At 70.8% G+C, this 20,613-nt stretch carries 13 protein-coding genes and 1 tRNA gene; 9 read left to right on the plus strand and 5 right to left on the minus strand.

Annotation, left to right across the window (positions count from 1 at the left end):
* Window positions 1-59 precede the first annotated feature (59 nt).
* The 4 genes from ACZ7L4_RS30640 to ACZ7L4_RS30655 all read left to right on the plus strand — a co-directional run bounded on the left by ACZ7L4_RS30640 (window position 60) and on the right by ACZ7L4_RS30655 (window position 5,346).
* The gene (locus ACZ7L4_RS30640) at window positions 60-1,454 is read left to right on the plus strand and encodes an FG-GAP-like repeat-containing protein (RefSeq protein ID WP_472107707.1); all 1,395 of its coding nucleotides are present in this window, start codon (window positions 60-62) and stop codon (window positions 1,452-1,454) included.
* A gap of 83 nt (window positions 1,455-1,537) precedes the next feature.
* The gene (locus tag ACZ7L4_RS30645) at window positions 1,538-2,719 is read left to right on the plus strand and encodes an FG-GAP repeat domain-containing protein (RefSeq protein ID WP_472107708.1); all 1,182 of its coding nucleotides are present in this window, start codon (window positions 1,538-1,540) and stop codon (window positions 2,717-2,719) included.
* Between the two features lie 167 nt (window positions 2,720-2,886).
* Window positions 2,887-4,374, plus strand: coding sequence for an FG-GAP and VCBS repeat-containing protein (locus ACZ7L4_RS30650; protein ID WP_472107709.1), 1,488 nt, complete (start codon window positions 2,887-2,889; stop codon window positions 4,372-4,374).
* Window positions 4,375-4,485: 111 nt separating this feature from the next.
* On the plus strand, window positions 4,486-5,346 hold the full coding sequence (locus ACZ7L4_RS30655) for a Yip1 family protein (protein WP_472107710.1): 861 nt from the start codon (window positions 4,486-4,488) through the stop codon (window positions 5,344-5,346).
* Between the two features lie 76 nt (window positions 5,347-5,422).
* On the opposite strand, the gene ACZ7L4_RS30660 is transcribed toward ACZ7L4_RS30655, so the two are convergent.
* Both ACZ7L4_RS30660 and dcd read right to left on the minus strand, forming a co-directional pair.
* Complete coding sequence (locus ACZ7L4_RS30660; protein ID WP_399239854.1) at window positions 5,423-5,929, minus strand: phosphoribosyltransferase; 507 nt, start codon at window positions 5,927-5,929, stop codon at window positions 5,423-5,425.
* A gap of 11 nt (window positions 5,930-5,940) precedes the next feature.
* Window positions 5,941-6,516: a dCTP deaminase gene (gene dcd / locus ACZ7L4_RS30665; protein ID WP_385763353.1), complete on the minus strand. Its 576-nt coding sequence runs from the start codon at window positions 6,514-6,516 to the stop codon at window positions 5,941-5,943.
* Between the two features lie 509 nt (window positions 6,517-7,025).
* Here dcd and ACZ7L4_RS30670 point away from each other — a divergent pair.
* A tRNA-Gly gene (locus ACZ7L4_RS30670) sits at window positions 7,026-7,099 on the plus strand.
* A 59-nt stretch (window positions 7,100-7,158) separates the two neighbouring features.
* Here the strand turns inward: ACZ7L4_RS30670 and ACZ7L4_RS30675 are convergent.
* Entirely contained in the window at window positions 7,159-8,481 is a 1,323-nt protein-coding gene (locus tag ACZ7L4_RS30675) for an MFS transporter (RefSeq protein ID WP_472107712.1), read from the minus strand.
* A 167-nt stretch (window positions 8,482-8,648) separates the two neighbouring features.
* The gene (locus ACZ7L4_RS30680) at window positions 8,649-10,388 is read right to left on the minus strand and encodes a PucR family transcriptional regulator (protein ID WP_472107714.1); all 1,740 of its coding nucleotides are present in this window, start codon (window positions 10,386-10,388) and stop codon (window positions 8,649-8,651) included.
* Window positions 10,389-10,520: 132 nt separating this feature from the next.
* Here ACZ7L4_RS30680 and ACZ7L4_RS30685 point away from each other — a divergent pair, with 132 nt between their 5' ends.
* Window positions 10,521-11,252: an ANTAR domain-containing protein gene (locus tag ACZ7L4_RS30685; protein ID WP_472107715.1), complete on the plus strand. Its 732-nt coding sequence runs from the start codon at window positions 10,521-10,523 to the stop codon at window positions 11,250-11,252.
* 5 nt (window positions 11,253-11,257) lie between these two features.
* Window positions 11,258-12,013, plus strand: a complete 756-nt coding sequence (locus ACZ7L4_RS30690; RefSeq protein ID WP_472107716.1) for an ANTAR domain-containing protein — start codon at window positions 11,258-11,260, stop codon at window positions 12,011-12,013.
* A gap of 79 nt (window positions 12,014-12,092) precedes the next feature.
* On the opposite strand, the gene ACZ7L4_RS30695 is transcribed toward ACZ7L4_RS30690, so the two are convergent.
* On the minus strand, window positions 12,093-17,180 hold the full coding sequence (locus ACZ7L4_RS30695) for a DUF5979 domain-containing protein (RefSeq protein ID WP_472107718.1): 5,088 nt from the start codon (window positions 17,178-17,180) through the stop codon (window positions 12,093-12,095).
* 324 nt (window positions 17,181-17,504) lie between these two features.
* Between ACZ7L4_RS30695 and ACZ7L4_RS30700 the strand changes: the two genes are divergently transcribed.
* Window positions 17,505-18,026 (plus strand): hypothetical protein, encoded by a 522-nt coding sequence (locus ACZ7L4_RS30700; RefSeq protein WP_472107719.1) that lies wholly within the window; start codon window positions 17,505-17,507, stop codon window positions 18,024-18,026.
* Between the two features lie 89 nt (window positions 18,027-18,115).
* Entirely contained in the window at window positions 18,116-20,611 is a 2,496-nt protein-coding gene (locus ACZ7L4_RS30705; RefSeq protein ID WP_472107720.1) for a polysaccharide lyase family 8 super-sandwich domain-containing protein, read from the plus strand.
* Window positions 20,612-20,613 lie beyond the last annotated feature (2 nt).

The following is a 20,613-nucleotide window of genomic DNA, read 5'->3' on the forward strand; positions in this document are numbered from 1 at the left end:
CCAGCCGTCACACCAGCGGACCACCGGTAACAACTGCCTCACCCAACGCTGGAGTTGACGTGCGCCTCAAGAAACTCGCCATCGCCGCAGGGGTGGCCGCCCTCGCCGCGGGCGGCCTCACCCTCCCCCTCGCGGGGACCGCGTCCGCCGCGACCACGCTCAAGGACGACTTCAACGGCGACGGGTACCGCGACCTCGCCATCGGCACGCCGAAGGCCAACGCCGTGACGGTGACGTTCGGTTCGGCCTCCGGCGTGAGCACCGGCAAGGCCGTCACGATCACGCAGGAGGCCTCCGGCGTACCCGGAACCACCGAGAAGGAGGACGAGTTCGGCGAGAACGTCACCAGCGGCGACGTCAACGGCGACGGGTACGCCGACCTGATCGTCGGCGCCCCCGGCGAGCAGGTCACCGACTGGGCGAGCGGTTCCCTGAACGTCGTGTGGGGCGGCGCGAACGGCTTCACCAAGGGCGCCACCGTCTACCACGCGCCCTCCGCCGACGATCAACGTTTCGGCGAGGGCGCCGTCTTCGTCGACCTCGACGGCGACGACCACGCGCAGCTCGCCGTCGTCAGCGCCAAGAAGTACTGGTGGTACTCCGACTCCAACAAGCCCGAGGACGCCTACGCCCCGGAGGTCGAGTTCGTACCCTCCGACGTGACCCTGGAGGGCCTCACCGCCGACCAGTTCCGGGGGCCCGGCGTCGGCGAGACGTACACCTACGTCCTCTACGGCAAGCACGCCGACGGCAGCCCCTACACGGGGTGGGTCGACGGCGGGCCCGGCGACATCGGCTACTACTCCGGGCGGATCGACGGGCAGTACGCCGGCTCCACCACCGAGGCCGCCGCGACCGGCGACGTGAACTGCGACGGCTACCCGGACCTCGTCACCGGCCAGGCCGACGACAACTCCGTCTGGGTGTTCTACGGCGGATCCACCATCTTCACCGACGAGATGGAGGGCATGGACAAGGTCACCCAGGACAGCGACGGGGTGCCGGGAGCGAGCGAGGCCGGGGACCGGTTCGGCGCGTCCGTGGCCGTCGGCGACGTGGACGGCGACGGCTGCGACGACGTCGCGGTCGGCGCGCCCGGCGAGACCGTCGACGGCGTCACGGGCACCGGCTCCGTCGTCGTCCTCAAGGGCGGCAAGGGCTACATCACCGCGGGCCGCTCCTACCACCAGGACACCGCAGGCGTGCCGGGCGTCGCGGAGCCGGGCGACCGCTTCGGGTCGACCGTACGGCTGAAGGACATCAACGGGGGCGGCCGCGCGGACCTGTCCGTCGCCGCGTCCGGCGAGGACATCGGCTCGGCCGCCGACGCGGGCGCCGTCACGGTGCTGCGGGGCTCGTCGCCGTACCCGACGACGACGGGCGTGACCTCGTTCAACGGCTCGGACTTCGGCCTGCCCGGCGCGGGCATCGAGTTCGGCACGTCCCTGCGCTGACGGTCCCGTGCCCCGCCCTGCCATCATGGGGTGGTTGTCAACTCATGGGGCGGGCGGGGGCTTTGTCGATGGGGGCGTTGTCGATGTCGGATCACATACGAAGAAGCGGCGGGATGCTGTGCGCGGTGCTGCTCGCCGCCGCGCTCACGGCGTGCGGCAGCCACGACGACGGCGCCGGCAGCCGCCCCGCGACCGTGGCGGGCAAACCGCACCGGAGCGCGCCGCTGCCCGTCCCGCGCGGCAAGGGCAGCAAGGTCCCGAGCGACTTCAACGGCGACGGCGCCCCCGACCTCGTCCTCGACGACCTCGCGCACGACGGGCTCGGCGACGACCCCGGCATCGGCATCGTCTACGGGCGCAAGGGCCACGGACTCGTCGCCGGGACCCGCCAGTTGCTGACCCCGGCGAAGTACGCGGCGCGGACCAAGGGGCAGGCCCCGGCGACGTTCGCCTCGGAGGCGAGCTGCGACCTCGACCGGGACGGCTACGCCGACCTCGTGGTCTCCACCGACCCGCCGTACGACGGCCAGGGCATGCCGCCCGTCCCGCTCCAGATCCTCTTCGGCTCGCCCACCGGCATCTCGGGCAAGGGCGTCACGCTGAAGATCCCCGCGCGGGCCCGGTTCGGCAACGAGTGGCCCGACCAGCCGGTGTGCGGGGACTTCGACGGCGACGGCCGCGACGACCTGGTGGTGCACGCGAGCGGCGGCCGGCTCAGCGTCCTGCCGGGGCCGTTCACCCGGGGAGGCGCGCCGCGCGGGGACGTCGGCATCGCCCGGGTCGGCGGAAACGTTCCGACGGGCCCGGCCGCGGACGTCAACGGCGACGGCGTCGACGACGTCCTGCTCCGCGCCCACGCGGGCACGGCCCGCTCCTCGGTCGCGCTGGGCGGCCCGGCGGGCTTCACGAAGGGCGCCGCGTACCCCTCCGGCACGGCAGCCGTGGCGGGCCCCTTCGGGGTGGCGGTCCTCACCAAGGACGGCGTACGCCTGGGCACGCGCACGCTCGACGTCACCGGCGACCGCCTGCTCCCGGCAGGCCGCGACATCCTCGTCTCCGACGCCGACACCACGTACCTGGTCCACGCGGGCAGGCCCCACCGCCTCCCGGCGAAGGGCCACGCGATCGCCGCGGCGGACTACGACGGCGACGGCCGCATCGACACGGCCCTCCAGTCGACCGCCCCCGACCGCGTGACCGTCGTCCCCGGCTCCCCGACGAAGTCCGGCCACCCCTCCTTCACCACCCGCGACTTCACGGACTGACTCGAGAAACCCAACCGCTTCCCCGTACAACCCTCCCGCCCCACCAACGGTCTCCTGTTAGCCGAACGCGGCGTCATGCCCGGGTCAACTCCCGGCGAACGCCCCGCGAACGGCACCCCGTTGACGGGACACCCGCCAGGCGTCCCCTTCCCGCAGGAGCCAACCGAATGGCCAAGCACAGACGTAACCCCGCCCCGTCCCCGACGCGCCTCCGCCTCGCCATGGCCACCGCCACGGCGGCCGCGCTGACCGGCGGGATCTTCGTCGCCACGGCGGGAACCGCGACCGCGGCCACCCCGGGCGCCACGCAGCCCGACGCCGACTTCAACGGGGACGGCCTCGCCGACGTCGCGGTCTCCGCACCGACCTCCTACGTGTCCGGGTACGCCGGGGCCGGCCAGGTCAGCGTCCTGTACGGCGGCACCGGCAAGCACGCCACCATCAGCCAGAACACCGCCGGCGTCCCCGGCTCCGCCGAGAAGACGGACAACTTCGGCTACGACACCGCGTACGGCGACTTCGACGGCGACGGCTACGACGACCTGGCCGTCAGCGCACCCGGTGAGGACGTCGGCAGCGACACCGACGGCGGCACCGTGGCCGTCCTGTGGGGCTCCGCCTCCGGCCTGACCAGCGGCACCACGGTCACCGACCCGCGGGCCTCCGCCCACGACTTCTTCGGCACCTCCCTCGAGGCCGGCGACTTCGACGGCAACGGCAAGGACGACCTGGCCGTCGCCAGCCCCAACTCCGCCACGGTCGACGTGATCCGCGGCGGCGCCCGCAGCGGCGCCCTGGGCGGCGCGTACAAGCTGAGCGCCCCCGTCCAGAGCGGCGCCGACTGGGTCGGCGTCAAGAACATGCACTCCGGCGACGTCAACGGCGACGCCAAGGACGACCTGATCGTCGACGGGTTCGAGACCGACTCCGACGAGGGCTGGAACGCCAACTTCTACCTGGCCGGCACCGACTCCGGCGTCCGGTCCACCGGCGCCGTCAAGCTGCCCGCGGGCATCATCACCGACGTCGGCGACGTCGACGGCGACGGATACGGCGACATCATCGCCGGCCTGTCCTGGGACGAGGACACCGGCGTCCCCGGGGCCCAGCTGGGCGGCGCCGTCAAGATCGTCCACGGCGGCGCGGGCGGCCCGGCCGTCTCCGACGTCCAGACCATCGACCAGGACACCTCCGGCGTCCCCGGCGGCGGCGAGAAGGGCGACGGCTTCGGCGGCGAGCTCGACCTCGGCGACGTCAACGGCGACGGCCGGCTCGACCTCGTCGTCGGCGCCGACGGCGAGAACATCGACGGCGTGACCGACGCCGGCGCCGTCACCGTCCTGTACGGAGCCGCGGACGGCTCGGGCATCACGGGCGCGGGCTCCAAGATCCTCAGCCAGAACACCCCGGGCGTGCCCAACTCCAGCGAGAAGAGCGACCAGTTCGGCTCCGACGTCCACGTCGACGACCTCGACGGCGACGGCCGGGGCGACGTCGTGGTGGGCGCCAACGGCGAGAACGGCTTCAACGGCGCCGTCTACGCCCTGCAGTCCCGCGCCGACGGCACCCTGTCGTCCTCCGCCGGCATCTACACCTCGACGCTCGGCATCTCCGCCAGCGGCCAGCCCCAGCTCGGCGTCAACTTCGCCGACTGATCCGGCCATCCCCTAAGGGCCCCCGTAAGGGATGTCACAGGTCAGCCGCAATGCCGGGCCCGACACCCGGGCCCGGCATTCCGTTCACGGAAACCAGGTACGTTCGAGTACGTGGCTGGATTCAGGAACGGACGCGGCCGGGACAACCGCGAAGCGCCGCAGGGGCACCCTCCGTACGGGCCCCCTCAGCAGCAGCACGGGTACGGGCAGCAGCAACAACAGCACCGGCAGCAGTGGCCGCAGGCGAACGGCGGGCACGGGGAGCCGGAGTACTTCGGCGATCCGAACGCGCCCCGGGCCCACGACCCGTACGCCGCGAACAACCCCGGTCACACCCAGGCCTTCTCGGTGAACCCCGGCGACGACCCGTACGCGTACGGCCAGGGCTCCACCTACCAGGCGGGCGCCGCCGCCCCGGCCGGACCGGTCGGCCCCCGGCTGCACTGGAAGCCGCTGCTCTCCGGAGTCGTCCTGCGCCCCTCGGCGACGTATCTCCAGATGCGGGACTACGCGATGTGGGGCCCGGCCCTGATCGTCACGTTCCTCTACGGGCTCCTGGCGATCTTCGGCTTCGACGGCGCCCGCGAGGACGTCATCAACGCCACGATGTCCTCGGCGATCCCCTACGTCCTGACGACCGGCATCGCGATCACGATCAGCTTCTTCGTGCTCGGCGTGGTAACCCACACCCTGGCCCGCCAGCTCGGCGGCGACGGCGCCTGGCAGCCCACGGTCGGCCTGTCCATGCTGATCGCCTCGCTCACCGACACCCCGCGCCTGGTCTTCGGCATGTTCCTCGGCGGCGACGCGATGTTCGTGCAGCTCATCGGCTGGGCGACCTGGATCGCGGCGGGCGCCCTGCTGACCACGATGGTCTCCAAGTCCCACGACCTGCCCTGGCCGAAGGCGCTCGCGGCCTCGGCGATCCAGCTGATCGCGCTGCTCTCGATCATCAAGCTGGGCACGTTCTAGCCCTCCCGGCGAACGCCTTCCGGCACACGAAATGAGGGGCCCCGCGGGGCCCCTCATTCGTTGCTCGTCACACCGCTCAGGCGTCGAGGACCTGGCCCTCGCGCTTCACGACGGGCGGCTCGACACTCCACGGGAAGTTGATCCACTCGTCGGTGCGCTTCCACACGTACTCGCACTTCACGAGCGAGTGGGACTTCTCATAGACCACGGCCGAGCGGACCTCCGCCACGGTGTCGAGGCAGAAGTCGTGGACCAGCTTCAGGGTCTTGCCGGTGTCCGCGACGTCGTCGGTGATCAGGACCTTCTTGTCGCTGAAGTCGATCGCGTTGGGGACCGGCGCGAGCATGACCGGCATCTCAAGGGTGGTGCCGACGCCCGTGTAGAACTCCACGTTCACGAGGTGGATGTTCTTCACGTCCAGCGCGTACCCGAGACCGCCGGCGACGAAGACGCCGCCGCGCGCGATGCTCAGGATGATGTCCGGCCGGTAACCGTCGTCCGCGATGGTCTGCGCGAGTTCGCGCATGGCGACCCCGAACTTCTCGTACGTAAGGTTCTCGCGCACGGGGCTGACGTCGCTCATATCGCTGCTGCTCACACCTGGGTCCGATGGAAGTTGAGGAAGGAACGGGAGGCCGTCGGGCCGCGCTGTCCCTGGTACCGCGAACCGTAGCGCTCGCTGCCGTACGGGAACTCGGCGGGTGAGGACAGCCGGAACATGCACAGCTGGCCGATCTTCATGCCGGGCCACAGCTTGATGGGGAGCGTCGCGAGGTTCGACAGCTCCAGCGTCACGTGGCCGCTGAAGCCGGGGTCGATGAAGCCCGCCGTGGAGTGGGTCACGAGGCCGAGGCGGCCGAGCGAGCTCTTGCCCTCCAGGCGCGAGGCGAGGTCCTCGGGCAGCGAGATGACCTCGTACGTCGAGGCGAGCACGAACTCACCGGGGTGCAGGATGAAGGGCTCGTCGCCCTCCGGCACCACCATCCGCGTCAGCTCCGACTGCTCGACGCTCGGGTCGATGTGCGGGTACTTGTGGTTCTCGAACACCCGGAAGTACCGGTCGAGACGCACATCAATACTCGACGGCTGAACCATCGACTCGTCGTAGGGATCGATGCGCACCCGTCCGGCGTCGATCTCGGCCCGGATGTCCTTGTCTGAGAGAAGCACGTAGCGAGGATACGCAGTGGGCGCGGGCCCGCCACAATCGGCGGGGCCCGCGCCCACTGTCACTGGTGCCGCTTACCGCTCGTCCGGTCCCACAGGAACGGCGTGCCGAAGTCGCGCGCACCGCGGACACCGAATCAGCCGGCTGGGACCGAGGCGGTCCGCCTGCTGCATCGGGAACGAAGCGGTGCTGAACACGTGCCCTTCGGCACATCGGACGACGGTGCGATCCATCGAGTCCATCAAGTCCCGGAGTCCCTTCCCCACGGAGCCATTGGGCCAGTTTCCTGACCGACGACGAAAAGCAACATTACGGGATGAAAGGGACGCCAATCCAGGCGGCACCCCGAGGTGAATCGTCCTCGGCCGGACTCCCCACCGTACGCTTCAACTCCCTTCACCCGCAGTCACTTCCACCCCTCACAACGCAGCCGGGCCCCGGGGCTTCAGCGCCCGGGGCCCGGCATGGGGTACAGTGTCGCCAGTACGGATCGCTTCAACGGCCGTACCGCGCGGGTGTAGTTTAATGGTAGAACATAAGCTTCCCAAGCTTAGAGCGCGAGTTCGATTCTCGTCACCCGCTCCAGTGTGAAACCCCAGGCCGAGGGCCTGGGGTTTTTTCGTGTGCTCGGCGTGTGCGTGGGCTCAGATCGTGTCCAGGTCGCGGGTGCGGGTTTCCGGGAGGGCGAGGGCGCAGAGGAGGGAGAGGAGGGCCATGCCGCTCATGAACCAGCCGCCGACCGAGGCGCTGTAGGTCTCGGCCAGGGCCGTGACGACGAGGGGGGCCGCGGCGCCGCCGAGGACGCCGCCGAGGTTGTAGGAGAAGCCGGCGCCGGAGTAGCGCAGGCGGGTCGCGAAGAGTTCGGGCATGTAGGCGCCCGCCGGGCCGTAGATGATGCCCATGCAGAGCAGGGCCCCGCTCAGGGCGACGGCGATGAGGACATAGTTGCCGGTGTCGAGGAGCGGGAAGAGGGCCGCACCCCAGACGACGCCGAACGCGGCGCCGCCGATGATGAGTTTGCGGCGGCCGACGCGGTCCGACCAGCGGGCGACGGCGTAGGTGGAGATGCCGAGGACCGTGACGGCGACGAGGGTCAGGAGCAGCATGTCGTTCTTGGGGATGCCGAGGTCGTCGGTCGTGTACGTCATGCAGTACGTGGCCGCCGTGTAGAACATCACGTAGACGACGGTGATCATGCCCGCGCCGAGCAGCATCTCCTTGGGGTGCTTGCGGAAGGCCTCGGCGAGGGGGGCCTTCGCTGTTTCGTGTTCCGCCGTGACCTTCGCGAAGGCCGGGGTTTCGGAGATCTTGAGGCGGATGGCCAGGCCCACCGCGACCAGCACGAACGACAGCAGGAACGGGATGCGCCAGCCCCAGCTGTCGAAGGCCGCGTCGTCCAGGAGCGACGACATCAGGAGGAACGTGACGGTGGCGGCGAAGTAGCCGACGGGTGAGCCCATTTGGGGGGCCGCCGCGTACAGGCCGCGTTTGCCCTTGGGGGCGTGTTCCACGGCGAGGAGGGCCGCGCCGCCCCACTCTCCGCCGAGGCCGAGGCCCTGGATCAGGCGGAGCAGGACCAGGAGGATCGGGGCAAGGACGCCGAGGGTGTCGTAGCCGGGGAGCAGGCCGATGAGGCCCGTGGACAGGCCCATCATCAGGAGCGAGACGACCAGGACGGCCTTGCGGCCGACGCGGTCGCCGAAGTGGCCGAAGATCGCGGCGCCCAGAGGGCGGGCGGCGAAGCCGACGGCGAAGGTGGACAGGGTGGCCAAGGTGCCCGCGGCTTCGGAGAGTTCGGGGAAGAACGCCTCGTTGAGGACGAGCGCGGCGGCGGTTCCGTAGATGTAGTAGTCGTAGAACTCGATGGCCGTGCCGATGAAGCTCGCCGTGGCGATCCGGCGCATGCCGGTCGGCGGGGTGGCGGGGACGGTGCCGCCCGCGGTGGCGGGCGAGGCGGATGAAGGCATGGGCCGGCCTCCGGAGGGGCGGTGAGGGTCAGGGACTCCGTCGCGGAAGGCGGTTGAACCGCGAACCGCGAACTGGGTGTGAACCTAAGGCGGTACGTGCGCCCCGCCCCTTGTTCGCTCGGACAGTGCTCGGGGTCCCTGAGTGCCCGCCCCGACAGGGTTCCGGGTCAGGCGCCGGGGAACGCCGGGTCGGTGAGGTCCCGCGCGTCCAGGTCCAGGCGGAGCTGGAGGGTCGCGGCGAGCCGGTGCTCGGGGTCGTCGAGGTCGAGGCCGGTCAGCGCCACGGCCCGGCGGACGCGGTAACGCAGGGTGTTGGGGTGGACGTTGAGGCGCTTGGCGACCGCGGTGACGTCGCCGAACGCGTCGAGGTAGAGGAGCAGGGAGCGGGCCAGGTCGGTGCCCTGGTCGCGGTCGCGGGCGACGAGCGCGGCCACCGCGGGGAAGCGGAGCGGGGAGCGTTCGAGGAGTTCCAGGGTGTCGCGGATCAGGAGCGCCGGGGCGAGGCGGGTGTGGGTGCCGACGGTCGTCCCGGGGGTGCGGGCGAGGAGTTGCAGGGCGCGGTGGCCGCGGAGCTTGACGGCCGGGACGTCGGCGAGGCGCTCCGCGCGGCCCGCGAGGACAGCCTGGACGCGGGTGCCGGTGAGGCGCCGCAGCGTGGCCACGAGTTCCTCGGCCCAGCGGACCAGTGCCCCCTCTTCTTCGTACGCCGCGGAGGACGCCCCGGGCGCCACCTCCGAAGGCGCCGCGGAGGACATCGCCGCGGGCGTCGGCAGTACCGCGTAGATCTGGCCGCACGCCTGAGCCACCAGCGCGTTCTCCCGGTGTGCCGCCACGTGCACGGACACGATCCCCGCCGCCTCCGCCCGCCGCGCGTCGGCCCGCACCGCGTCGCCGCCCTCGCCGGGTTCGCGCAGGTCCACCGCGACGACGTCGGCCCCGGCCGCCGGGTCGATGCCGAGGTGGGCGGCGAGCGCGGCGGCGTCGAAGCGGCCCGTGAGCAGGCCGTGGCTGAGCTCCTCGCGGGAGGCGAGGCGGGCGCCCGAGTCGCCCTGGAAGTAGTGGTCGACGAGTTGCACGGCGGCGATCCGGGCGGCGCCGCGGAGCATCTGGGGCGCCCCTTCGGCGAGCGGCCGCGCGCCCTCCTGGACCCAGATGGTGCCGAGCGGGCGGCGCCCGGCGTTGACGCCGATCACGAGGCGGCGGCGGGCGCCGAGGTCCGGCTGTTCGTCGACGGTGACGACCTCGTCGCCGGCCCGGACCCGCTGGTGGACGCCGAGGCTGCGCAGCAGCGCCAGGTACGGCTCGGGGCAGCTGCGGCCGAGGATGGTGGCGCGGCGCAGTTCGTCGGCCTCGTCGACGGGTCCGGCGTACGCGAGGACGCGGTGGGCTCCGTCCTCCAGGCTGACCAGGCCCTGGGTGAGCGTGGCCACGGTCTGGGCGAGGGAGAACAGGTCTCCGCTGCGGCTCGGGGCGAACTCCCCCGCGGGCGCTGCCAGTACGGCGCGGATCTCGGCCTCCGCGCGGTCCCAGCGCAGCCCGCGCGGCAGCCCGACGACGGCGATCCCGGCGCGCTGCGCCGCCGCCCGCACCGCCTGCGGCAGCCCGTCGTCGCCGACCCGCACCGCGAGCGCGCCCGCACCCGCTCCGGCGGCCGCCGCGACCATGTCCACGGCCTCGGCCTCCCGCGCGCCGACCGCGAGCACCAGGGTTCCGGCCGCCCCGTCGAGCGCCTCGCCCGGTTCGGCGATGACCACGTCGTGGATCTCGGCGTCGTCCGGCCCGCACCACACGGGCCGCGGCTCCAGCACGTCCGCGAGGCGCCGCACCACGGCATGCACATCGACACGTACGTCGGCACGTACGTCGGCCCGGCCGCGGGCCCCGGTCTCCAGAGGTCTGTCGTCCACCCGGGCAGCCTAGACACCGACCCTGTGCCGTGGAACGGCCGCGGAATCCGGGCTCCCCAGTACTCTTCGCTTGGCCGATGGACACGACGTACGAGCCGTGAAACGAAACGGGGACAGGTGATCAGTGACGGCATGGCCGAAGTGCTGCGCTCCCTGCGCCTGTCGGGTGAGGGGGGTGATCCCGGCGCGGCCTGCGCGCGGGCCCTCGGGGTGCCGGGGGTGGCGGTGTCGTTGCTGGTGAAGGCGGGGCAGGGGGCCGAGCCGCTGTGGTGCCACCCGGAGCTGAGCGGGCGGTTCGAGGATCTTCAGTTCACGCTGGGCGAGGGGCCAGGGCCTGACGTGCTGCGCGGCGGGGTACCCGTCCTCGAGCCCGATCTGGGCCTTGTGCCGGCCGAGCGCTGGCCGGTGCTGCTGCCGTCGGCCAGGGAGCTCGGTGTGCTGGGCGTGAACTGCTTCCCGCTGGGCATTGGTGCCGTGCGTCTCGGGGTACTCACCGTTTTGTGCGACGGCAAACCTCTGTCCGAGCAGCAGTACGCCGACGCCACCGCGCTCGCCGCGGCGCTCACCTCCGCGGCCCTGAACGGGCACCCGGTGGACGGGTCGAGCGGGCTCCGGCGCGCCGCCGTGCATCAGGCGACCGGGATGATCAGCGTGCAGCTCGAAGTGCCTGTCGCCCAGGCCCTGTTGCGGCTGCGTGCGCACGCGTTCGGCACCGGGCGACCACTCGACGAGGTGGCCGCCGATGTGGTGGCCCGAAGAATCCGGTTCCACCACGAGGGGGAAGATCGTGACGACGACGCTGGAGGAGACATGAGCGGGCCGGACTCTCCCGGAGACATCTCACCCGAGGACAGAAGGGAGTGAGCGGTATGGCTCGCGAGCGGCGGCTGGCGGAGGTGTTCGTCGAGGTGACGGACTCCCTCATCGACGACTTCGACGTCATCGACATGCTGCAGCGGCTCACGGCCCGCTGCGTGGAACTGCTCGACGTCTCGGCGGCCGGGGTGATGCTCGCCGATGTGCACGGCCAGCTGCAGGTCGTCGCGGCGTCCGACGAGCGGTCGAAGACCCTCGAACTCTTCGAGCTCCAATACGACCGGGGGCCGTCCGTGGAGTCCCACCGCTCCGCCCGCGCCCTCACCAATGTCGATCTGACCGATCCCCTGGCCACCGCGGACTGGGGGCAGTTCGTGCCCCGGGCCCGCTCCAGCGGTTTTCTCACCACGCACGCGGTGCCGCTGCGGCTGCGCGATCAGGTCGTCGGCGCGCTGAGCCTCTTCCAGACGTCCGCGGAGCCGCTGCGGACCGACGACATCGCGCTCGCCCAGGCGCTGGCCGACGTCGCCACGATCATCGTGCTCCAGCAGCGCTCCCTGGAGCAGGTGCATCTGGAGAAGAGCCAGGTGGAGCGGGCGCTCACCAGCCGCGTGGTGATCGAGCAGGCGAAGGGGGTGCTCGCCGAGCGCTGGGGCGCGTCGGTGGACGAGGCCTTCGAGGCCTTCCGCAGGTACGCGCGCTCCCGGCAGCTGCGTCTTTCGGAGTTCGCCGCGACGATCGTCGACGGCTCCTTCGACACGAGGGTCGTCCCGCCGCCGAAGCCCGGTCCGGCGAACCGCGACGCCTGAGCGCGACACCGGCACACGGCGGCGGCCCCGGACGAGTCGATCTCGTCCGGGGCCGCCGCCGTCGTGCTGCCGCTCAAGGTCAGCCGCGGCCCCTGCGGGACATCGCGCGGACCGTGAAGCCGGCCGCGAGGGCGAGGACCGTGAGCAGAGCGCCCAGGAGCGTCCAGTCGCGGAAGCCGGTGTCGGCGAGGTGGCCCCCGTCGTCGTGGCCACCGGTGCCGCCGTCGGTGCCGCCGCCGCCCTTCGGGAAGGTGTTGGTGACGTCGACCGCGGCCGCGTCGTTCACCTGGACCTCGCCGTCGGTGCCGTCGTCGGAGGCCTCGTACGTCACCGTGTCACCGGTGGGTACGTTCGTCTCCGTCACGGTGCAGGTGGAGCCCTCCGGGACGCTGATCGTGCGGTCCTCCCCGTCCTTCAGCTCGAAGGAGCTGTCGTCCGGGGACAGGGCCACGTCGCCCTGGTCGGTGGTGCAGGCCAGCGAGAAGTCGTACGGGCCCGCGCCGCCGTTCACCACGTGCTTGGTGACGGTGAGTTCGGCCGCCGGGAAGGTGTTGGTCACCTTGATCGACGCCTGTGCGGGCGCGTCGCCCGCCGTGATCACGGCCGGGTTGTCTGCGGATCCGTGGTCGACGGTCGCCTTGGCCGCGCCCCCGGTTCCCACCTCCTCGGCCCAGCAGCGGGTGTTCACCGGCAGCGGCTTGATGGTGACGGGCTCGCCGTTCTTCACCTCGTACGTCTTGTGCAGGATCCGGTCGCTCGGTTCGCCCGCGGCGTTCGGAAGGGTGCAGGAGACGTCGACGCTGTAGGTGCGGCCGTCGTCGGCGTAGTCCGCCGCGTCGCCCTCGATCTCCTTGGAGAGCTGGAGCGCGCCGAACTCGTAGGTGTTGGTGATGCGGGCGGACTGGGCGATCTCGGTCCCGGTGTTGGGCTTGATGGTGACCTCGACCGGGTTGTCCTTGGTGTGCTCGGTCTGGCCGCCCCTCGCGGAGGTCTCCCAGATCCTGCACTCGGCGCCCGCGGGGATGCCCTCGACGTTCACCGGCTTGTCCACGGACACCCGGTAGTCCTCGTCCAGGACCACGCGCGGCAGTCTGCCCTGCGGGTGGATGGTGCAGGTGACGTGGTACGGGTACGGCACCTTGCTCAGCAGGCCGGTCGCCGCGTCGGGGTGCTTGCCGAGCCGCTTGACGAGCCTCAACTCGCCGTAGGAGAGGGCGACTCCGACCTTGATCGGCTCGTTCTTCTGCAGGACGCGCGGGGAGCCCGCGCGGTCGGTGGTCTCGTTGTGGGCGTAGGAGTTCCAGGCGATGGTCGGGTCACCGTTGTGCTCGACGTCGAGCGGGGTGTTCATCGCGTAGGTGATGTCGACGGTGCCACCGGGCTCCAGCGGCTTCGGGAACGTCAGGTCCATGTCGGCGCCGACGGCCTTGTTGCTGTAGGCGTCGTCCCAGGTGTCCGAGGGGCACTGGTCCGCGCCGGAACCGGCGCCGCCCATGTCCAGGTCGTCGGTGCACAGCGGTTCGTCGTTCTCGTACTTGGTGGTCATCTCGCCGGGGCTGGTGCCGTCGAGCTTCGGCTCGGAGGCGAGCGTGGGCCGCTTGTCCCAGGCCGTCTGGCGGTCCTGGTCGAGGACGACACCCTTGTCGCCCTGGACCGGGAACCGGTCGATGATCCGCATGTTGGTGCCGTCCTCGGTGCCCGAGTTCCGCAGCCGCATCAAGTAGTGGTACTGGTCACCGGGGTTGACCAGGGCGATGCACGGGTTGGCGGTGTACCGGCGGCCGGTGGAGTCGGTCGCCATCAGGCACGAGTCGTCGCCCACGGGGACCGTCTTCTTGGTCTTGGTGTTGTACCAGCCGAGGTCGTCATTGCCCGAGACCCACTTGCGGGCGCTGAACGCGGCGCCGGACTTGGCCGTCAGTTTCGCGTCGTCGACGCAGTACAGGCCGGAGCCGAACATCGCGCCGTCCTCCTCCGCCTCGCTCGCGTCCTCGCAGGCCAGGTCCGGGTCGGACGAGGTGGCGCCCATGGTGTTGGTGACGGTCTCGTCGGCGCGGATGCCGGCTTCCAGCTTCACGTGGATCTCGATGGTGAAGCTGCCGCCGGGCGGGAAGTTCCACGCCTTGCCGTCGTCGTCCTTGGAGAAGTCCCAGGTCAGCCCGGAGGTCCTGTCCCCGTCGGTGGTCCGGGAGAAGACGGGCGTCGGGATGGCGACGGTCCCGGCCGGCTCCTTCTTGTCGATGATCTTGTACGGCTCGCCGCCGTCACCCGCGAAGGTGTCGTCGAACGCGATGCCCTCGGGGAGGTCGTCCTTGACGACCAGGTTCGGGACGTTGGCCGTACCGGTGTTGGTGACCTTCAGATAGAAGGGTGCGTCCTCGCCCGGGGAGAGCACGGTGTCCGGGGTCTTGTCGACGTCGAGCTTGGGGTCGCCCTTGACCAGGTCGAGGGTGGCCTTGACCGGGTCGATGTCCCGGGGCTTGTCCTCGTCCTCGACCTTGGTGAGGAACTGGCCGGTGGCGGTGTCCTCCAGGTGGTCGGGGATCGGCTTGCCGGTGCTGCGCGAGGCGGGCCGCGGGCTGATGTCGAGGGTGAGGATGCCGGAGCAGCTGTTGTCGGTGCACTCCGGCTTGATCACGTAGCCGTCGTTGGTGGTGCTCGTCGAGGAGTACGTGGCGCGGATGCCGGTGACGTCGGCGGCGTTCACGCCGGACGGCAGGGCGGCGTCGGCGGACGGGGTGCCGTTGACCCACTTCCCGTCCACGTACGCGTCGATCTGTACGCGGTTGGCCCCGGCCGGCATCTGGTTGGACTTGATGGAGACGAGGTCGACGGCGTCGAAGAAGTCGTCGTCCTGGTCGGTGATCTTCAGGTACTTGGCCGACATGTTGCCGGTGTTGCGGACGGTGAGCGCCATGTCCGCGTGCTGGCGGGGCAGTCCGGCGACGTACTCGGGGAGCTGGCCGGGGGAGATCGACTTGTTCAGCGAGGCGCCGTCGGCGGCGGGCCCTGTCTCGAGCGTCTTGCAGTCGCTGCCGTTGAAGTCACCGCCCTGGCTGTCCTTCGCCGTGACCGAGAAGCAGTTCTGGAACGTCTCGCCGTTCTCGACGCCCTCGCGGCGCTCGCCGGTGACCTTGATGGTGACGCTGTCGCCCGGCGCCATCGTGTCGTTGTAGACGCCGCGCACACCGGTGGCCCGCGCGAGCACGTCGGCGTCCACGCCGTCGTAGTCGACCCACTTCTGGGTGTCCGGGTCGTACACCTGGAGGGTGACCGGCGCGTCGGACGGCGAGACGGAGACGGAGGTGATCTCCAGCGTGTCGAAGGGGCTGGCGCTGCCGGGCTTGCCGTCCGCGTCGGCGGACGGGTCGGTGATGACCACGTCGTTCAGCGGCAGGTTGCCGGTGTTCGTGAACTTCAGCTGCATGTCGATGGGCTGGCCCGGCGGTACGTCGGTCTGGCTGACGGTCTTGACGCCGCTGCCGGTGCCGTTCGGGTTCTCGACGACGAGGTTGGCGCACGCGCTGCCGGAGGCGGTGCCGCTGCCGTCGCTGCGGCCGGCGTCGCCCTTCGTGCCGGCACAGTTGCTGACGCCGTCGGCCACGTCCGCCGCGTCGACGTCGTCGGTCAGGGTGCCGTGCAGGTCGAGTCCCGCGGTGGCGCCCTCGGCGATGGACGGGTCGCCGTCCGCGTCGACGCCGGTGTAGACGACCTCGACCTTCTTGACCTGCTTGCAGTCCGCGGGAACGTCGTAGGTCGCGTTCTCCGTGTAGGTCTCCTTGCGGGTGGTCCCGTCCTCGCAGGTGACGGTCAGCTCCGCCTCGGTGGCGCCCGCGGGGAAGCGCAGCCGCACCTTGTCGACGTCGAGCTTGTCGAACTCGCTGGACGTGTTCGCGTCCGGCTCGGTGATCGTCAGCGTCTTCACCTTGAACGGCGACTTGTTCGTCAGGTCGACCTCGGTGCTGACCGGCGAGTTCTCGCCGATCACCGCGTGCTCGTTGGAGCCGTGGGAGAAGTCGCCGTTGGTGTCGGCGTAGTACTTCTTGCCCGTCTCCAGGACCAGGGTGTCGGGGAGGATGTCGTACGTGTCGCAGGCCTGGTCGCCGTCGACGTCGCCCGCCGTCTCCTCCTTGGCCGTCGGGGTCGCGCAGTTGTTGACCGTGATCTTGTCGGTGGGCTTCAGCGGCGAGCCGTCCGAGCGCTTGGTGTCCCGCAGCTTCATGCCGACGTCGACGCTGCCGCCGTTCTCGTCGTACGGCAGCGGGTCGCCGTCGCTGTTGGTGAAGACGACCTCGAAGCCGACCACGTCACCCGGGTCCACGCCTCTGGGCAGCGGCAGGTCTTCGGTGGGCGCGGTGACGGTGCCGCCGGTGTGCTGCTGTCCGTCGGCCGTGGTGACCACCAGGTGCGCCTGGTCGGCTCCCTTGGGGTAGGCGGTGACCTTGGCCCCGGTGAAGTCGAAGTACTCGAACGTCTCCGCGGTGTCGTCGGACACCGACAGCTCGGTGACCTCGGCGGAGGACGAGGAGCTGTTGCGCACGTTCAGCTTGATCGTGGACTCTTCGCCGGACAGCGCGACCGCCGAGCCGTCCTCCCACGACTTGGTCGTCACCGGCTTGACCACCCGCGGGATGGAGATGGTGACGTCGGAGTCGGAGGTCTTCGGGTCCGCGTTGTCGGCCTCGGCCTTCGCGGTGTTGGTGATGGTGGTGCCGTCCTCCAGCTGCGTGTCGGCCGGCACCCGCATCCCGATCTCCACCGAGCCCGCCTGGCCCGCGCGCAGGCCGGTCTCGCCCTCCGGGTTCTGCAGCGGCTGCTTGTAGACGATCGTCAGCTGTCGCGTCGACTCGTCGTAGGTGACGTCACGGGTGCTGTCCGACTTCGGAAGGCTGGTCACCTCCAGGCCTTCCGGCAGGGTGTCGGTGACCGTGAAGTTCACGCAGTCCACGTCCAGGCCGGAGCACTGCCCGCTGATGGTGTAGGTGAACGCGTCACCGGGCTCCAGCGGCCCGTCGGCATCGTTGGTCTTGGTGATGCCGACCGAGCTCATGGGGTCGGCGGCAGCGGCGAAGGGCGCCGCGAGGGCCTGTGAACCGAACAGCAGGCTGAGCACTGCCGCCAGCACGACCCATGGGCGAGTGCGCGAAAGTCTTCCAACCGTGGACATGACGGCGAAGCTAAGGCTTTGTTCTTTATGCGCCTGTTATGGCACACCGAACGATTGACGGCCTATCAGATATTTCGCCCGTTCGGCCTGATCAGGCGTCAGGCACACAGCACCCGTTCCGGGGACGGCGGGGCCACCCCGCGGCGACTACCGTGAGCAACGGAACACGAACCGTGGAGACGGCATGCCGATCAGCGCGTCCGAGGCGTCGGGATTCGATCTGCCCGAGACCATGACCTGGGAGGAGCTCGGGCAGCTTCCGGGCGACATCGCCAAGGACATCGAGCTGTGGCAGGGCAGGGTCGTGTACAACAAGCGCCCCCGATGGAGCACCAGCAGTTCGCCGTGCGCATGCGCAACGCGCTCGAGGCCAACGCCCGCCACGCCATGCGGGACGAGACCGGCGGCAAGGAGGGGCGCTGCTGGCAGGTCGGGACGGAGACCAACGTCTTCTTCACGGCCGACAAGCCCACCTTCCTCACACCCGACTTCCTGGTCCGCCGTTGCCTGCCCCGCGGCGCCGACACCTTCGTCGGAGACACCGTGCTCATGGGCGAGGTGCTCTCCGGTTCGGACACCCCCAAGCGCAGGCAGTGGAAGATGAACCGGTACGCGGAGGGCGGCATCCCCTGGTACTGGGAGGTCGAGCTCGACTCCGGCGGATCCTGGGACGTCACCGCGGTGCGGGCGTACGGGTTGGCCGCCCTCGACCGGGCCGGGCTCTCCGTCAAGCCGTTGCGGCCCGCGCTGTACGTGCCCGTCGGCGAGTGGGAGCCGGACGGCCTCGGTGTCGAGTTTCCCGAGCCCTTCGCCATGAGCATCGGCTGGGAGGATCTGGCGTTCTGAACCGCCGCCTCTTCCCCAGGATCTTCCCGTCTGCTTGACTCCGGCCGCGCGTGCCGATCGTGGGGGAACGACGGAGGGACGGACGACCGATGGAGATCACCCGTAGACGTCTGCTGAGTGTCCTCGCCGCGAGCGGGGTGCTCGCCGCCGTGCCCACGCAGTGGGCGAGCGCGGCTCAACTCGCGGACGGGGCGGCCCGGTTGCTGGCCAATGCGACCGAGATGTTCGCCGGGAACGCCGAGTCCAACGGGCGCCAGGAGACCACCGGCAAGCTCGCCGCGATCGAGAAGGCCGCCCGCACGAACCTCGCGGCGATGGATGCCGCCTCCGGCGACGGCGAACTGTTCAAGGGCCTGCCGCTCGGCACCAGCGACCCGAACCTCAACACCACGTACCAGCGGGTGTACGAGATCGCGCTCGCGACCACCACGCCCGGCATCTCCGGTGATTTGTACGGGAGTTCGGCCGTCCGCACCCGTGTCGTCGACGCGTTGAAGTGGCTGCACGAGCGGTACTACGGCGACCAGTCCAAGGGCTATTACGGCAACTGGTTCACCTGGGAGATAGGCGTCTCCCAGCACGTCAGCCGCACACTGGTGCTGCTCGGGGACGCGGCGCCCGCCGAGCTGACGGCCACGTACATCGCCTCCATGGACGCGTACTTGCGCAACGGCAAGGACGGCGACGTCGACCTCGACTCGCGTTTCCACACCGGCGCGAACCTCGCCGACATCACCACCAACCGCATCCTCCAGGGCGCCCTCACCGGCGACGAGGACCGCATCCGCAAGGCCCTCACCGACCAGCTGACGGTCTTCGCGACGGTCGACCCGTACCACCTCCAGCACGGCGTGACGGACGGCCACTACGCCGACGGATCGTTCATCCAGCACTCCTCCGTCGCGTACACGGGCTCGTACGGAAAGGGCCTGCTCACGCGGGTCGTCCAGACGCTGAAGCTGCTCGACGGGACGGGGTTCGCCCACGGCGAGGAGCTCGTCCCCACCGTGCAGAAGTGGGTGCGCGACGGGTTCGCGCCGCTGATCTTCGAGGGCTGGATGATGGAGGCGGTGAAGGGGCGGGCCGTGTCACGGACGGGCAGCGGGTACGCCGACTCCGCCACGATCGTCGAGGCCGTCGTCGATCTCGCGTCCCTGTCGAGCGGGGACACGGCGAACGACCTCAAGGCGTACGTGAAGCACATCCGCGCCACGTCGAAGGCGAACCTCGACCCGACGACGTTCGTCTCGCCGCTCAGCATCGTCCGGTACGCCGACATCCTCGCGGACTCCGGCGTCCGCCCCGCCGACCTCAACCCGGCCGCCCGCTCCGTCGCCTTCAACGCCATGGACCGCACGGTGCACCGCCGCCCGGGGTACGCCTTCACGCTCTCCCGCAGCTCGTCGCGCATCAGCAAGTACGAGTACATGAGCGGCGAGAACCTGATGCCCTGGTTCCAGGGCGACGGCGCGCACCATCTGTATCTGGCCGGGCAGGACCAGACCCAGTCCTTCGGCGTCGACTACTTCACCACCGTCTCCCCGTACGGGCTCGCGGGAGTGACGGCGCCCGTCGAACACCGGGGAACAGTGCCGGAGTTGTACGACGGCAAGCTCTTCTACGACAACCCGGACCACCCGCTGAACTTCACCGCGTCGTCCGAGTCGCAGAACAAGTACGTGTACTTCCCGACCGCCACGCAGGCCTACTCGGGCGGGGCCGTGCTGGACGGTACGTACGGGGCCGTCGGCTGGGTCGCGTCCGACGACGTGCCGTGGCGGGACAAGCGGGCGGGGCTGCTGCCGGACGACTTCGTGGCGTACCGCAGTGCGCGGGCGACGAAGTCGTGGTTCCTGCTCGACGACGAGATCGTGGTGCTCGCGGCCGGGGTCGGGGACGCCCCCGGCGGCGGGCGGGCCGTGACGACGACCCTCGACGCGCGCGTGGCCCCCGCGGGCGACGCGGTGACCGTGGCCGAGGGCGACGGCTGGGTGCGCTGGGCGGACGCGACGCGGGACGCGGCGGTCGGCTACGTACGGCTTGCCGGGCCCGAGGCGAAGGCGCGGCTCGACACCGTGACCCGCAGCCGCCGTGTCGTGCGCGTCACCAACCCCGACACGGCGGTCACGAAGCAGGTGTTCTCGCTGACGGTCGAGCAGGCGGCCGGGGCGAAGCCGGTCTCCTTCGCGTACGCGCTGCTGCCGAACGCGTCGGAGGCGGCGGTGCGGTCGTACGACGGTGCGCGGGTGCTCACCAACACGACGAGGACGCAGGCCGTCCGCCACGACGGGCTCGGGCTCACCGCCGCGAACACCTTCACCGGCGGCGCGCACCGGGTGGCCGGGCTCGACGTCGACGGGCCCGCGTCCGTCCTCGTACGCCGACGGGGACGTGAGGTCATGGTCGCGGTGTCCGACCCGACGACCGAACGGGACACCGTCACGGTCGTGGTGCGCGGCCGGGCACTGCGCAAGGCCGACGGCGACGACGCGGTGCGCGTCACCGCCGTGCCGGGCGGAACCCGGCTCGACGTCGACACGCACCACGCGTACGGCCGCAGCTTCGGCGTGACGCTGAGAACCTGACG

This window comes from Streptomyces sp. NPDC107575, from assembly GCF_055657265.1.